14 protein-coding genes are annotated in these 15416 nt (G+C 35.0%); 13 read left to right on the top strand and 1 reads right to left on the bottom strand.

All coding sequences use genetic code 11. The annotated features are described in order from the left end of the window. Positions 1-91: 91 nt before the first annotated feature. Positions 92-910 carry an SDR family oxidoreductase gene (locus SSP_RS02125; protein ID WP_041784887.1) on the bottom strand — a complete coding sequence of 273 codons (819 nt, stop codon included), beginning with the start codon at positions 908-910 and terminating at the stop codon, positions 92-94. Between the two features lie 228 nt (positions 911-1138). Between SSP_RS02125 and SSP_RS02120 the strand changes: the two genes are divergently transcribed. The 13 genes from SSP_RS02120 (at position 1139) to hisIE (ending at position 15359) form a co-directional block, all read left to right on the top strand. Further along, positions 1139-2677, top strand: coding sequence for an AbgT family transporter (locus SSP_RS02120; protein ID WP_011302402.1), 1539 nt, complete (start codon positions 1139-1141; stop codon positions 2675-2677). A gap of 212 nt (positions 2678-2889) precedes the next feature. After that, entirely contained in the window at positions 2890-4416 is a 1527-nt protein-coding gene (gene ppx / locus SSP_RS02115) for an exopolyphosphatase (protein WP_011302401.1), read from the top strand. A 67-nt stretch (positions 4417-4483) separates the two neighbouring features. Continuing rightward, the gene (locus tag SSP_RS02110) at positions 4484-6643 is read left to right on the top strand and encodes an RNA degradosome polyphosphate kinase (RefSeq protein ID WP_011302400.1); all 2160 of its coding nucleotides are present in this window, start codon (positions 4484-4486) and stop codon (positions 6641-6643) included. 334 nt (positions 6644-6977) lie between these two features. Next, the gene (locus tag SSP_RS02105) at positions 6978-8279 is read left to right on the top strand and encodes a D-serine ammonia-lyase (RefSeq protein ID WP_011302399.1); all 1302 of its coding nucleotides are present in this window, start codon (positions 6978-6980) and stop codon (positions 8277-8279) included. Positions 8280-8446: 167 nt separating this feature from the next. After that, positions 8447-9262, top strand: a complete 816-nt coding sequence (locus SSP_RS02100) for an ATP phosphoribosyltransferase regulatory subunit (protein WP_011302398.1) — start codon at positions 8447-8449, stop codon at positions 9260-9262. Between the two features lie 18 nt (positions 9263-9280). After that, positions 9281-9898, top strand: coding sequence for an ATP phosphoribosyltransferase (gene hisG, locus SSP_RS02095; RefSeq protein ID WP_002482389.1), 618 nt, complete (start codon positions 9281-9283; stop codon positions 9896-9898). After that, positions 9888-11156: a histidinol dehydrogenase gene (hisD, locus tag SSP_RS02090; RefSeq protein WP_225310466.1), complete on the top strand. Its 1269-nt coding sequence runs from the start codon at positions 9888-9890 to the stop codon at positions 11154-11156. Before hisG ends, hisD begins: the two co-directional genes overlap by 11 nt. Next, on the top strand, positions 11143-12147 hold the full coding sequence (locus SSP_RS02085) for a pyridoxal phosphate-dependent aminotransferase (protein WP_011302396.1): 1005 nt from the start codon (positions 11143-11145) through the stop codon (positions 12145-12147). The genes hisD and SSP_RS02085 overlap by 14 nt, the downstream gene beginning before the upstream one ends. Then, entirely contained in the window at positions 12125-12703 is a 579-nt protein-coding gene (hisB, locus tag SSP_RS02080) for an imidazoleglycerol-phosphate dehydratase HisB (protein WP_011302395.1), read from the top strand. The genes SSP_RS02085 and hisB overlap by 23 nt, the downstream gene beginning before the upstream one ends. Next, positions 12700-13296, top strand: coding sequence for an imidazole glycerol phosphate synthase subunit HisH (gene hisH, locus SSP_RS02075; protein WP_011302394.1), 597 nt, complete (start codon positions 12700-12702; stop codon positions 13294-13296). Before hisB ends, hisH begins: the two co-directional genes overlap by 4 nt. Beyond that, positions 13271-13975 (top strand): 1-(5-phosphoribosyl)-5-((5-phosphoribosylamino)methylideneamino)imidazole-4-carboxamide isomerase, encoded by a 705-nt coding sequence (gene hisA / locus SSP_RS02070; protein ID WP_011302393.1) that lies wholly within the window; start codon positions 13271-13273, stop codon positions 13973-13975. Before hisH ends, hisA begins: the two co-directional genes overlap by 26 nt. After that, a complete protein-coding gene (gene hisF / locus SSP_RS02065) occupies positions 13972-14730 on the top strand; it encodes an imidazole glycerol phosphate synthase subunit HisF (RefSeq protein ID WP_002482383.1) in 759 nt (252 codons plus the stop codon). Before hisA ends, hisF begins: the two co-directional genes overlap by 4 nt. Continuing rightward, on the top strand, positions 14727-15359 hold the full coding sequence (hisIE, locus tag SSP_RS02060) for a bifunctional phosphoribosyl-AMP cyclohydrolase/phosphoribosyl-ATP diphosphatase HisIE (RefSeq protein ID WP_011302392.1): 633 nt from the start codon (positions 14727-14729) through the stop codon (positions 15357-15359). The genes hisF and hisIE overlap by 4 nt, the downstream gene beginning before the upstream one ends. Positions 15360-15416: the final 57 nt, after the last annotated feature.

Genomic DNA, 15416 nt, shown 5'->3' with positions numbered 1-15416 from the left:
ATAAATTAAAATCCACACAGAGACTGAGTTTAATCAGTTACTGTGTGGATTTTATTACATTTCACATTCGTTCATAAAAACAGCTACCAAATTATTTCGTTGTATTTTTCCAACTATCATCACTTAACATTTCTCCTGGCCATGTATACGCCATAACACCACCATCTATTGTGATAGACTCACCCGTTATAAATGAACTGTCATCAGACGCAAGGAAAGCTACAAGTTTGCCAACTTCTTCAGGTGTTCCTAATCTACCTAATGGTGTAACCCATTTTTGATTATCTCTAAATGCTTTACCCGCTTCATCTTCAGCCGTACCTGTTAATTTATCTACAAGTGGTGTTTCAATCGTACCTGGTGAAATAGCATTTGCTCTAATATTTTCACGACCATATTCAATCGCAGTCGAACGCGTGAAATTAATGACCCCACCTTTGGCTGCATTATAACCTGAACGATTTAAATCTGCAGCTAACCCAGAAAATGATGCCGTATTGATAATCGAACCGCCCTCATCCATCATAAGCGGTAGTAAAAACTTAGTCATTAAAAATGTACCTCTTAAATCAACACCTAATATCTTATCGAATACTTCAACTGGATATTCATGAATACGCCCCGCCGCATTATCAACACCAGCGTTATTAAAGAGCACATCTATTTTTTCATGCTTTTCTTTAATTGCTTGAGCAAAGCGTTCAACTGCGTGCGCATCGGACACATCTACGATATAACCTGAAGCTGTATTGCCTGCATTATTGATTTCTTTGACAGTGTCATGCACTTTTTCTGAAATATCCACTGCCAATACATGCGCACCTTCATTCGCTAATACTTTTGCTGAGGCAGCACCAATACCTGTACTTGCACCTGTCAAAATAGCGATTTTGTTATTTAATCTTCCCATCATTCATCACTTCTCCTATCTAAAAAATGTATTTCCAGTTCTGTAAAAAACGTTTCTTTATATAATTTCCTTTTTCTAGAAAATTGAAACTTGATTACGCTTTTTGATACTTTTTTACATGCATATGTGTAAATTTTTTCTTAAGCACATATTTATTTTCAGAATATTTGTTCAATTAAAAAGATTATTCTGATATACTTTCGATAACTTAATTAGGAGGTAGTACATATGACTTCAAATACAAAGCATAAACCGACACTCGTAGATAGATTTTTAAATATTGTAGAAAAAGTTGGTAATAAACTACCTGATCCTAGTATTTTATTTTTCTTGATGTGCTTAGGACTTGCTATTATCACATGGATTGTTTCACTATTTCACATCACCGTAAAACACCCTGGTACTGGAGATACAATTGCTATTAAGAGTATTTTAAGTAAAGACGGTCTAATGATGATATTAAATGATGCTGTGAAGAATTTTTCTGAATTCCCAGCTCTAGGTCTCGTATTAGCTGTTATGCTTGGTGTAGGTGTCGCTGAAAAAACAGGTTATTTTGACAAATTAATGGTTCAAGTTGTACATAAAGCACCTAAAAAATTTATCGTTCCAGTCATCATACTTATTGGAATCTTAGGTAATGCAGCTGGTGATGCTGCACCTATCGTTTTACCCCCGTTAACTGCCATGGTATTTATTAAATTGGGATATCACCCTATTGCAGGATTAGCGATGGCATACGCATCAGCCATTGGTGGGTTTTCAGCAAATATCATGATCGGTATGTCAGATGCCTTATTATATGCATTTACTGAACCTGCGACTAAAATTGTTTCTGACAATGTTCATGTCAATGTGGCCATGAATTGGTATTTTATTGCTGCAAGTGTACTTGTTTTACTCCCCGCCGTTTATTGGGTAACTATGCGCTTTGTTATTCCAAGATTAGGTTCATACGACGACTCAAATTCTGATATTCAAGTTGATGATGAAAATACTGGACTGACAACAGAAGAAAATCGCGCTGTATTTTGGGCAAATATAAGTTTTTTCATCATGGTTGCGTTACTTATTATTTTAGCTATACCTCAAGGCAGTTTTTTAAGAAATGCTAAAACAGGTAGCTTACTTAACGATGCCCCTATTATTAATGGCGTTGGGCTAATTATCCTTGTTTTATTCTTAGTACCTGGTTTAGTTTATGGTTTAATGATGAAGGAATTTAAAAACTCTAAAGATTTAGGTAAAATGTTAGCTGATTCTATGTCGTCGATGGGTTCATTTATCGTCATCGTATTTTTTGCAGCACAACTACTAGCATTTTTAGAATGGAGTAATTTAGGCGTTATCGTTGCTGTTAAGGGAGCCGCCTTATTACAAGGTCAAAATGGCATCATACTTATCTTAGGCATTATTTTGTTAAGCGTAATCATCAATTTATTGATTGGTAGCGCTTCTGCCAAATGGGGCATTTTAGCATCTATTTTTATACCTATGCTCATGCTTGTAGGTTTCCATCCTGCTTTCACACAAATGCTTTATCGCATCGGAGATTCAATAAGTAATCCGATTACACCGATGATGCCCTACCTACCACTGTTATTATCATATGCACAAAAATATGATAATAACATGAAGTTAGGCTCATTATTATCGAGTCTAATGCCTTATACAATTGTGTTAAGTATCGTATGGCCTTTATTTATGATTATCTGGTATTTATTAGGTTGGCCATTAGGTCCAGGCGGTCCTTTACAGGTTAAATAAACGATTATAACCAAGCATACAAGTAGCGATGTTACTGTATGCTTGGTTTTTTTCATCATTATCATTCAAACAATTGACTTATTTGTATTTACATTGGACAATATGAAAATTTTTAATCACAAATTTTATTTTTTAATGTAATATATAGGAAAGAACAGGGTAAACAAAATAGAGCATATGATAGAACCTCATTTTTTACATAGGAGGCAAACATGGAACGTATAGGATTAATTGATATCGGTTCAAATACAATCAGGTTAGTTATTTTCGAATTTGATAAAAAAACAGGTCTAAACGAATTATTGAACATTAAAACACCAGCAAGGCTAAGCCAATATTTAACAAAAGATTTGGCGATGAACAACGAAGGTATTGAAGTATTAACTAAGACATTAAGCAGTTTTAAAACTGTAGCAGATAAGTTTGAAGTAACTGAATTACATCCCATTGCTACAGCGGCAATTAGACAATCAACAAACAGAGACAAAATTATTGAAAACATCAAAAAAGAACTGAATATAAAAATCAAGTTAATACCTGAAGAAGAAGAAGCATTTTATGGTTTTTATGCCATTACTCATACCACAGACATCCAAGATGGTGTTTCTGTCGACATCGGTGGCGGTTCTACAGAAGTTACACTTTTTAAAGACAAAAAGTTAATAGAAGCACACAGTTTTCCATTTGGTGTCGTCACTTTACAGCGTAAATTCTTTGACGGTAAAGATCATAATGATAAATCTTCAATCAAAGATATGGAGAAATTTTTATCTAAACAATTTGATCAACTCACTTGGTTAAAAGACCAAGAAGTCGCTTTAGTTGGGATAGGCGGTTCAGCTCGTAATGTTGCACGCATCCATCAATCTGAACATTCATACCCTATTGGCGGTGTCCATAATTATACAATGACGGACGATAATATCGATGAGGTATATTCTATACTTAAAAAAAGTTCTCGTGATGAATTGAAAGACATCGATGGTTTAAGTAGAGATCGTGTAGATATTATACTGCCTGCTGTCTCCGTCTTTAAAGTACTGTTTAATAAAATAGAAGCTTCGCAGTTTACATTTTCTCGTAAAGGTTTACGCGAAGGCTATGCCATGAATATTATTAGTGAGCGTTATCCAACAGAATTTAAAAAAGAAAACATTAGAAAAGATGCCCTTTTCCACTTAGCTAATGAATATGGCATAGAGGAATCGAGCGCAAATCAACGTGTTAAATTGGCACAGTCTTTATTAAAACAACTTATCAATTTAGATAAAATTGAGGTATCAGATGACGAAAAAACATTATTTGCCGAGGGTGCTTACCTGTATTACTTAGGTAGATTTATTGATTCAGATTCTAGTTCACCGCACACATATTATATTATTGCTAACTCTATGATTGATGGTTTCAAACATGAGGACCGCGTTAAATTAGCATTGCTTGCAAGTTTTAAAAATAAATCACTGTTAAAATTCTTTAGTCATGAGACGGAATGGCTACGTGGTAAAGAATTGGATAATGTTCAATCACTTGGTGGCATTATAAAATTTGTTAATGCGCTCAACATCTCTCATACAAGTGCTGTTGAGTCGATAGATTTAAAAGAAAAAGATGGCGAGTATACATTATACGTTTACTATAATGGTGCACCAATTGCTGAAGAATATCAGTCACTTCGTCAAAAAAAACATATTGAGAAAATTTTAAAAGAAAACCTTTCTATTATCTTTACAAAATCTTAAAATTCATATGATACGGTATACGTAGCAAAATATGTATTTTAGACTACAACGAGGTGTATAAAGCGTTATGCATAGAAATTTGGGAGATAAAGACTTAAATTTACCGCAATATTATAATAATAGAGAGCTTAGTTGGTTAGATTTTAACTACCGTGTATTACAAGAAGCACAAGATAAGAACAACCCACTATTAGAACAACTTAACTTTATCTCTATATTTAGTTCGAATTTAGATGAATTCTTTATGGTTCGCGTAGCGGGCTTACAAGATCAAGTCAAAATGGGATACGATAAACCTGAAAACAAAGCACAATTAACACCTAAGCAACAACTCGTTCAAATTAAGCTAAAGAACAAGGAAATTGTTGATTTACAATACAAGCGTTATAACGAATTAATTGATGACTTAAAACAATATCAAGTAGAAATCATAAAACCAGAACAACTACCTGACGATTTATTGCCTCAACTTGAATCAGAATTTAAGTATGGCATCTTGCCAACACTAACGCCCTTAGGGATTGATGCTTATCATCCTTTCCCTAAATTAAATAATAAAAGCTTGAATATTTTTGTAGATATCGATACAGAAGATGATATTAATTCTGCTATCGTTCAAATACCTTCACTTATTTCTCGATTTTATTCATTTAACAAAGGTGATAAACAATATATCATTTTGATTGAAGATATTATCACCTACTTCATTAACGACTTATTTTCAGGATATACGGTCTTGAACACATTTACGTTTAGAATCACACGTAATGCTGACTTAACTATTCATGAAGATGGCGCAGAAGATTTATTAATAGAAATTGAGCGCTTCTTAAAAGAGCGTAAACGTGGTACTGCTGTACGTTTAGAAGTAGATGGCCGACAAGCGACACATGAGGATATTGTGTGGATTATCAACCAACTAGATGTGCACGATAATGACGTCTATTTTGTAGATGGGCCTCTCGATTTAACCATGTTGACTGATTTAGTTGACCACCTATCCAATAAGCTGAAATATTTGAAATATAATAAATATGTCCCACAAATACCTCAATCTCTAGGAAATCACAATATTTTTGATTTATCTTTAAAAAGAGATATCTTCTTCCACCACCCATATGAATCATTTGAACCTATTGTTGATTTTATACGGGAAGCAGCTGAAGATCCAAATACTATTGCAATAAAACAAACACTCTATCGTGTAAGTAAGGATTCTCCTATTATTAATAGTTTGAAAAATGCAGCTGAAAATGGCAAACAAGTCACTGTGCTTGTCGAATTAAAAGCACGTTTTGATGAGGAAAACAACGTACATTGGGCAAGAATGTTGGAAGAAGCAGGTTGTCATGTTATTTATGGTATGACACATTTGAAAACACATAGTAAAATTGCACTCGTTGTTAAGCGAATGAATAATAAATTAACTTCATTCATTCATTTAGGTACTGGTAACTATAATGATAAAACAGCGAATATTTATACCGATATGGGACTGATTACAACGAATGCTGAAATTGCTGAAGATGCGATTAATTTCTTCAATTATTTAAGTGGCTATTCAGTAAAACCTGAATATAACAAATTGATTGTCGCACCTTTCGATATTCGTGATGTCTTTTTAGCTAGAATAGATAACGAAATCAAATCACATCGTGAAAATGGTAACGGTAAGATTATCATGAAAATGAACTCATTAACGGATAAAGATATCATTCTTAAATTGTTTGAAGCATCCTGTGCAGGAGTAAAAGTTCAATTGATCATTCGTGGTATTTGTTGTCTCAAGCCAGGTGTTCCAGGAATCAGTGAAAACATTGAAGTCGTAAGTATCGTTGGTAGATTCCTAGAACATTCACGCATCTATCATTTCCATAATAATGGCGACGACATCATATATCTTTCTTCCGCCGATGCAATGACTAGAAATATGATTAAACGTGTAGAAATTTTATTCCCAGTTGAAGATAAAAATATTGCGAAACGTTTATTAGATTATATGAACTTACAACTCTCAGATAACCAAAAAGGACGTTACCAAGATGAATTAGGTCAATATCATTATATTGAAAATAATTTATCACCTTTAAATTCTCAAGCATTTCTAATGAAAGAAGCTATGGATTATGGCCAACAATTAAAAGAGGATAATACACGCCCACAAGTTATGTCTGTTAACGAGCGTAAAGGCTGGTTTACTAAAATACGTAAGCAATTCAGAAAGTAATTTGTTAGTAAGATAGCTTAGACAAAGCAGTCATTTTAACTAGTCCACAAAGAGTCAGGAACATTCAAAGTTGTTCCTGACTCTTTTTTGTTTATATTTCATCAATCATTTTTCTAACTTACAATTAAAATAAGCAATCATGCTAATTTGTAAAAATATTATCGTTCACTCTGTGTAAACCCATTTTTGAATCGAGTCAATGGTTCTAACTACAATAACCAATATCATCATATTATATCGGCGAATCAGGCGATTTCATCTATTTTTTGCTATAATTAATGTAGCGTGAAATTTATATTTCGTACTGTTATTAAAATGATACGGAGGTATTAATATGAACGATTTAGCAACACTTAAACAAGATTTCCCTCTCATAGATAGTATGCAAAATTATAAGCCTATTTTTTGGGAAAACCCAAATTTTCGTAAACCAGCGTCATTAACATTTACTTTAAAAGATATGGAAGATGCTGCGCAACGACTTGAACGATTTAGTAGTTACATAAGCACTGTATTCCCAGAAACTGAAAATAATCATGGCCTTATTGAATCACCTTTAAAACACATACCTTTTATGCAAAATACTTTGACAAACATAGAGTCCTTACCCATTGAAGGTAAGCTATGGCTAAAATGTGATAGTCACCTCGCTATATCTGGATCAATTAAGGCGCGCGGTGGTATCTATGAAGTACTTAAATTAGCTGAAACGATAGCGATGCAAGATGGCGATTTAAAAGAGACAGCTGATTATCGTGTACTGGCTGAGCAAAAATATCAAGATCTGTTTAGTAAATATAATGTTGCCGTTGGTTCAACCGGTAATTTAGGATTAAGTATCGGTATTATGAGTGCAAAACTGGGCTTTAAAGTGACGGTTCATATGTCTACAGATGCACGTCAGTGGAAGAAAGATCTTTTGAGGTCACGTGGTGTGGAAGTCATAGAACATCAGTCAGATTATCAGTACGCTGTAGCAGAAGGAAGAAAACATGCTGAAAACGATCCTACCTGTCATTTTGTGGATGACGAAGGTTCATCTGACTTGTTTTTAGGATATACAGTCGCTGCATTAAGATTAAAAGCACAATTAGCTGCTGAAAATATACAAATAGATGCTGAACACCCTCTATTTGTCTACATACCTTGTGGTGTCGGTGGTGGCCCAGGAGGAGTGACATTCGGTCTAAAACAAGTCTTTGGAGAACATGTTTATTGTATTTTTACTGAACCAACACATGCCCCTTGTATGCTATTAGGTATGATGACGCAATTACACGATAAAATTTCAGTTAAGGATATTGGCATTGATGGAAACACAGACGCGGATGGTTTAGCAGTTGCGCGTCCATCTCGCTTAGTCGGGCAAATTATGAATACGTTACTCTATGGTATACAGACCGTATCTGATAGCGAAATGTATCGTTATCTATATCTTTTAAGTGAAAAAGAAGATATCTTTATTGAGCCCTCTGCCGCGTCAGGGTTTGCTGGCATTAAATCAGCAATAACATTAGCCAAACAACAGGGTATCCAAATGAATCAAGCAAATCATATTGTATGGGCAACTGGTGGTAATATGGTGCCTAAAGAAGAAATGCTAAAATATGTTAATCATGGTAAATCTTGCTTATAGTATTAATCCCTTGCACTTTTTTAAATGCAAGGGCATTTTTATACCGCTTAACCAAAAACATTTTCAGAATATTTATTGAATTCTAAAAATAAATGTGTTAAAGTATTCTTTATCAATTTACTTTAGTTCGGTAGAGAAACAAAGTATATGCAAAGGATGGTTTTAATATGGATGCAGCAACAATCATTAATAACAAAGAAAAAGAACTTAACTTTTTAAAGCATTTTCAACAAGCTGACTTTAACTTAGTAGATTTTAGCTTTATTGAATCTCTAGCTTGGCAAACATTGAATAAAGATGATTTACAGCAAATGACTGAAAGAAGTTTCTGGCAACATGACCATCATATCTTTGCATTACGTAATGATTTCACCGACCAATTATTGCGTTATTACAGTAATTATCCTCCGCGTCATCAAAAAGTAGTTTATGCGGGACCGATTGTTCGTGATAACCATGTCTATACGCAATTGGGTATCGAACATTACAACCCTACCATAACGGATATGCAAGAAGATTTTATGACGTTTTATAAATATATACAACAATATCTTAATGACGATATCGATTTTGTCATTTTAGGACATTATCAACTTATCGATTTACTGTTAACTACTAAAGAACAAACAACAACGATTTTAAAATTAGTACAAGAGCGTAATATTTCAGAACTTTCATCCGAACTTGGCACTTCTCATCCGCTTGTTCAATTATTGACAACAAAAACAACGGATCAATTAGATTTACTTAGTCAACTCTTTCCTTACGATCATCGTACAATACAAGCTTTGCGCCGTTGGGAACAGTGGTTTAAGTCATTAAATGTAAAAGATATACATTTAGATATCACACCACAACCGCCTCGTTCATATTACAAAGGTGCATTTTTAAAATGTTATCTAAAAAATGATAAAAACCACCAACTTACTGGAGGTTTCTACAAAGGTGAATTAGATGGTTTTGGATTAGGTTTTATATTATAAATAAAAGGAGTTCTTATTATGCTTACAGTAGCTATAGCCAAAGGTCGATTATTAAAAAGCTTTATTACTTATTTAAAACAAGCTAATGAACAAGAACTAGTAGATGCATTAGAAAAACGAGAACGTCAATTATTAATTTCTGTAGGATCTATTCAAATCGTATTAGTTAAAGGTAGCGATGTCCCTATTTATGTAGAACAAGGTGTAGCTGATGTCGGGATTGTTGGTAGTGATATTTTAGAAGAAGGAAATTATACAATTAATAATTTGGTAGATTTACCATTTGGAGATTGTCATTTTGCTTTAGCTGCTAAACCAGAAACTTCTTCTTTCAATAAAATTGCTACGTCGTATGTAAAAACTGCACGTGCCTACTTCGAAGCACAAGGTATAGATGTAGAATTGGTAAAACTATCAGGTTCTATTGAATTAGCTTGTCTCGTAGAAATGGTGGATGGAATAGTAGATATTGTGCAGACTGGTACAACACTAAAATCAAATGGCTTAGTTGAAAAAGATACGATTAAACCCATTAACGCGAAACTTATCACAAATAAGCAATCCTATTTTAAAAAATCATCTGAAATTGATGCTTTTTTATCAACACTGGAGGTGTCACTCATTGATCATAGATAAAACGCTATTTTTGAAAAAGTATTTAAACCAATCTTCCTTAAATGAAGACCTATACCCCATCGTAAAGGATATTTGCGAAAACGTCAGACTTCACGGAGATGATGCCCTCAGAAATTATAATCAACAGTTTGATCAGGTAGAGACTTGCAATTTAGAAGTCGCTTACCAAACTTTAGAAAATGCCTATAATCGCCTAGACAGTGATTTACGTGAGGCCTTACAACAAAGTCACGCGCGTATTCAATCTTACCAAGAATCCATTAAATGGACTAAGCAACAAGGCACATCAGATTGTTATGAATTGTACCATCCTTTAGAACGCGTTGGCGTATATGTACCAGGTGGTAAAGCCAGTTACCCATCAACCGTCTTAATGACAGTAACACTGGCAAAGGTAGCTGGTGTAAAAAATATATCTGTAGTCACGCCCCCACAACTAAATGGTATACCAGATATCGTATTAGCCGCCTGTTATATCGCAGGTGTCGATAACGTTTATCAAGTTGGAGGTGCTCAAAGTATTGCTGCCCTAGCTTACGGTACAGAAACATTGCCAAAAGTTGATAAAATTGTAGGACCTGGTAACCAATTTGTTGCCTATGCTAAGAAATACCTCTTTGGTCAAGTAGGAATTGATCAAATCGCGGGCCCTAGTGAAATTGCATTAATTATTGATGACTCTGCTGATTTAGACGCCATCGCATATGATGTATTTGCACAAGCAGAGCACGATGAACTTGCAAGAACTTTTGTCATTAGTGAAGATGAAGCATTATTAAAACAACTTGAACAAAAAATACAGCACATACTTCCTCAAATTGAACGTCAATCAATCGTTCAAGCAAGTTTAAATGATAACCATTTTTTGATACATGTGAATAACTTTAGCGAAGCGTGTGATTTAATGAATCAAATTGCACCCGAACATGCTTCAATACAAACAGTTTCGCCACATGATTATCTAAATCATGTCCGTTACGTCGGCGCACTATTCTTAGGTTATTATTCACCCGAAGTTATTGGTGACTATGTCGCTGGCCCAAGTCACGTACTGCCAACCAATCAAACAGCTCGATTTACCAATGGTCTATCTGTTAATGATTTTTTAACACGTCATTCAGTGATAGATTTATCAAAAGATACATTCGATACCGTAGAACTGACTGCGCGTAAATTAGCCCATGTTGAACAATTATATAATCACGAACAATCCATAGAAATTAGAACATCAAAGGAGTTTAACGATGATAAGAATTAACAAAAATGAAAGCCCACTTCGCCCTTTAACAGAAGCACAACTCACATCGATTATACATCATGCTTCATTTAACTTTTATCCAGATGAAGAATATGAACGATTTAAGGCAGGTTATGCGCGTTATTATAATCTATCACCAGACCAAATTATTGCAGGTAATGGTTCTGATGAATTAATTCAAAAATTAATGCTTATCATGCCAGAAGGTCCAGCATTAGCACTTAATCCAGATTTCTTTATGTACCAAGCCTATGCCGACCAAGTTCATCGACCAATAGCGTTTGTAAATGCAGATAACGACTTAACATTTAATCTAGAAAATATATTAAGTCGCATTGAAGCAGTGCAACCCGCATTCTTTATTATGAGTAATCCACACAATCCATCTGGCAAGCAGTATAATCTAACATTTTTAACTGCAATTGCAGATAAAATGAAAAATATTGGTGGTTATTTTGTTATTGATGAAGCTTATTTAGATTTTGGGGATGCCTACACGCTTGAATTGCAACCACATGTTCTTCAAATGCGTACCCTTTCAAAGGCATTTGGTATTGCCGGTTTACGTTTAGGCGTGTTAATTGGAACACCTGAGACGATTCAACTTATACAAAGTATTGAACATCCTTATCCATTAAACACACTCACTTTACACATTGCACTTTTCATGTTTGAACATATTGATAAGACACGCACATTCATTGAACATCAGCGTGCATTAGCTGTTAGATTAAGACAAATGTTCCAAGATAATGTTAGCGATATAATGAAAGTCTTCCCTTCATCAACTAACTTTGTCTTAACAAAAGGATCCGCAGCGCAAAGTCTTGGCCTTTATATTGAAGATCATGGCTTCTTACCTAGACGTTATGACGAACCAAACATGAACGATTATGTAAGATATTCCATCGCCACAGACGACCAGTTAGACCAATTAGAACAGCTCATTAAATCATGGAGGTCACAATATGATATTTCAAAAGAAACGTAAGACTGCAGAAACAGAGTTATCAATCATTTTAGCCGATGACAAACGAACAAGTGAAATTAACACAGGGGTTGGTTTCCTAAATCATATGCTCACACTCTTTACGTTTCATAGTGGGCTGTCAATTATAATTGAAGCAAATGGAGATACCGAAGTAGATGATCATCACGTAACAGAAGATATTGGCATCGTACTAGGTCAGCTATTATTAGACATGATTCGAGAACGCAAATCTTTCCAAAGATATGGTGTGAGTTACATCCCTATGGATGAAACTTTATCTCGTGCTGTAGTTGATATTAGTGGACGCCCTTATTTATCGTTTAATGCCACTTTGAGTAAAGAAAAAGTAGGCACATTTGATAGCGAATTGGTTGAAGAGTTCTTCCGTGCTTTGATCATCAATGCACGTTTAACTACGCATATTGATCTACTTAGAGGCGGCAATACGCATCATGAAATTGAAGCCATATTTAAATCATTTGCCCGTGCATTAAAAATGGCACTTTCAGAAAATGATAATGATAACATCCCTTCATCTAAGGGTGTGATTGAGTGATTGCGATCATTGACTACGGATTAGGTAATGTAAAAAATGTTCAACGCGCAGTTCAGTATTTAGGATACGATGCGATATTGACCGATAAGTATAACGAAATTGCAAATGCTGATGTCGTCATCTTACCCGGTGTAGGTCACTTTAAAGATGCCATGCAAGCAATTAACGAGCGCGGTTTAGCAAATATAATCACATCCATTACGGATAAACCAGTGATTGGTATCTGTCTCGGTATGCAACTATTTTATCGTTGGAGTGCAGAGGGTGATGTCGAAGGGTTAAATATTTTCCCGGGAAATATAATTCCAATACAGTCCCCTTATCCTGTACCGCATTTAGGATGGAATAATCTAATAAGTAAACATCCTTTATTATTACATGATGTTTACTTTGTCCATGCGTATCAAGCTGAAATGTCACAACATGTGGTTGCTTACACAGAATACGGCACAAAAATCCCAGCAATTGTGCAATATCAAAATTATATCGGCATTCAATTCCATCCAGAAAAAAGTGGTGATGATGGATTAGCAATACTTAATCAAGCACTGAAAGGCGGATTTCAAGATGATCAAACTATGGCCAGCAATTGATTTAATCAATGCTACTAGCGTGCGACTTACTGAAGGTAAATACGATTCAGAAGTTAAAATGGCGCGTAGCGCAGAAGAAAGTGTACTTTTCTACAATCAGTATCAGTGTGTAGACCGAATTCATATCGTCGATTTAATTGGTGCAAAAAATCAAGTATCCATCGAGAGTGACTATATCAATCAATTACGCTCACTGACTGATAAACCTATGGAAGTTGGCGGTGGTATTAGAGATAGAAATACCATTGACACTTACTTTAATAATGGTATTGATTATTGTATCATCGGCACCAAAGGTATCGAAGATTTAGCGTGGTTATCGCACATGACACAAGCATTTCCAAATCGTTTATATCTATCCATTGACGCTTACCGTCGACAAGTCAAAATTAATGGCTGGGAAGAAGATGCTGGCCTCGATATCTTTGATTTATTACAACAAGTAGAATCTCTCCCACTCGGTGGTATCATTTACACAGATATTTCTAAAGATGGCAAACTCGAGGGCCCTAATTTCGAAATCACACAACAATTAGTTCAAGCAACTCAAAAACCAATTATTGCTTCTGGTGGTATTCGTCATCAACAAGATTTAGCCCAATTAGAATCCATTGGCGTTCATGCAGCCATTGTTGGCAAAGCTGCACACAACGCTACCTTCTGGGAGGGATTGTCATGATTAAAAAACGCATTATTCCATGCTTAGATGTCAAAGATGGTCGCGTCGTCAAAGGCATTCAATTTAAAGGCTTGCGTGATATTGGCAACCCTGTAGATTTTGCACTTTATTATAATGAACAAGGTGCTGATGAACTTGTTTTCTTAGACATTTCACGTACAGAAGCTGGACATGATCTTGTACTTGATGTTATTTCGGAAACAGCAGAAAAACTTTTCATTCCATTGACAGTTGGCGGTGGTATTTCAACCATTGACGATATCTCTCAATTGTTAAACCACGGTGCAGATAAAGTATCCTTAAATTCAAGTGCACTTAAAAATCCAAGTTTTATAAAAGAAGCCAGCGAAAAATTTGGACGACAATGTATATGTATCGCCATAGATAGCAATTACGATAGCGAACTAAATGATTATTTTTGTTACACACACGGTGGTAAACAGCGAACGGATAAACGCGTTTATGATTGGGTTCAAGAAGTTGAAGCCCTAGGCGCAGGTGAACTTCTCATTACAAGTATGACGCACGATGGTATGAAACAAGGTTTTGATGTCTCACACTTACATGAAATTGAAAAACTTGTGAATATTCCCGTTATCGCTTCTGGTGGTGGCGGAAATCCTGAACATTTCGTTGACTTGTTTAAAGAAACAAACGTTTCAGCGGGACTTGCGGCAAGCATATTACACGATAAAGAAACAACTGTGAATCAAATTAAATCATCAATGAAACGAGGAGGTATTCCAGTAAGATGACTACTCAAGAGCCTGATTTTGACAAAGGACTTATTCCTGTTGTATTACAAGATGTACGTAACAAGCAAGTACTTATGCTAGGATATATGAATGAAACTGCCTATCAAAAAACACTCACTGAGGGGATTGTTACATTTTACTCTCGCTCAAAAGAACGTTTATGGACTAAAGGTGAAACTTCAGGTCACACACAAATAGTGAAACATATCCATCTGGATTGTGATCAAGATACATTGCTTATTGAAGTACTTCCAAACGGACCAACCTGTCATACAGGTAGTCAAAGTTGTTTTAATACGTCCGTACCTTTTAATGTGCAACAACTTGAACAAACAGTTGCAGCAAGTGCGCAGGCAGATAAAAGTAATTCGTATACTCAATATTTATTAAAAGAAGGACTTGAAAAAATAACTAAAAAATTTGGTGAGGAAGCATTTGAGGTGGTGATTGGTGCAATGAAAGGCGACGTTGAAGAGGTGACGAATGAAACCGCCGATGTTATGTATCACCTTTTTGTATTATTACATGCTTTAAATATTAAATTTGAAGATGTTGAAAAAGTACTAGCAAAACGTCATCAAACAGCCAATAATTTTAAAGGCGAACGAAGTGATATTGATCACTGGTAAGCGTCAAAATAAACTAAGCACGTCATAGATATCAAATTATATAAATTCGATGACTAT

Origin of the sequence: Staphylococcus saprophyticus subsp. saprophyticus ATCC 15305 = NCTC 7292, from assembly GCF_000010125.1 — a bacterium.
GTDB classification, from domain to species: Bacteria; Bacillota; Bacilli; order Staphylococcales; family Staphylococcaceae; genus Staphylococcus; species Staphylococcus saprophyticus.
The sequence above is the reverse complement of the archived record's forward strand: the minus strand, read 5'-3'. Positions and strand labels throughout refer to the sequence as shown.

Bases quoted from the DNA above. Each gene is read 5' to 3' on its own strand.
- SSP_RS02125 (WP_041784887.1), bottom strand. From the start codon at position 910: ATGGGAAGATTAAATAACAAAATCGCTATTTTGACAGGTGCAAGTACA.
- SSP_RS02120 (WP_011302402.1), top strand. From the start codon at position 1,139: ATGACTTCAAATACAAAGCATAAACCGACACTCGTAGATAGATTTTTA.
- ppx (WP_011302401.1), top strand. From the start codon at position 2,890: ATGGAACGTATAGGATTAATTGATATCGGTTCAAATACAATCAGGTTA.
- SSP_RS02110 (WP_011302400.1), top strand. From the start codon at position 4,484: ATGCATAGAAATTTGGGAGATAAAGACTTAAATTTACCGCAATATTAT.
- SSP_RS02105 (WP_011302399.1), top strand. From the start codon at position 6,978: ATGAACGATTTAGCAACACTTAAACAAGATTTCCCTCTCATAGATAGT.
- SSP_RS02100 (WP_011302398.1), top strand. From the start codon at position 8,447: ATGGATGCAGCAACAATCATTAATAACAAAGAAAAAGAACTTAACTTT.
- hisG (WP_002482389.1), top strand. From the start codon at position 9,281: ATGCTTACAGTAGCTATAGCCAAAGGTCGATTATTAAAAAGCTTTATT.
- SSP_RS02085 (WP_011302396.1), top strand. From the start codon at position 11,143: ATGATAAGAATTAACAAAAATGAAAGCCCACTTCGCCCTTTAACAGAA.
- hisB (WP_011302395.1), top strand. From the start codon at position 12,125: ATGATATTTCAAAAGAAACGTAAGACTGCAGAAACAGAGTTATCAATC.
- hisA (WP_011302393.1), top strand. From the start codon at position 13,271: ATGATCAAACTATGGCCAGCAATTGATTTAATCAATGCTACTAGCGTG.
- hisF (WP_002482383.1), top strand. From the start codon at position 13,972: ATGATTAAAAAACGCATTATTCCATGCTTAGATGTCAAAGATGGTCGC.
- hisIE (WP_011302392.1), top strand. From the start codon at position 14,727: ATGACTACTCAAGAGCCTGATTTTGACAAAGGACTTATTCCTGTTGTA.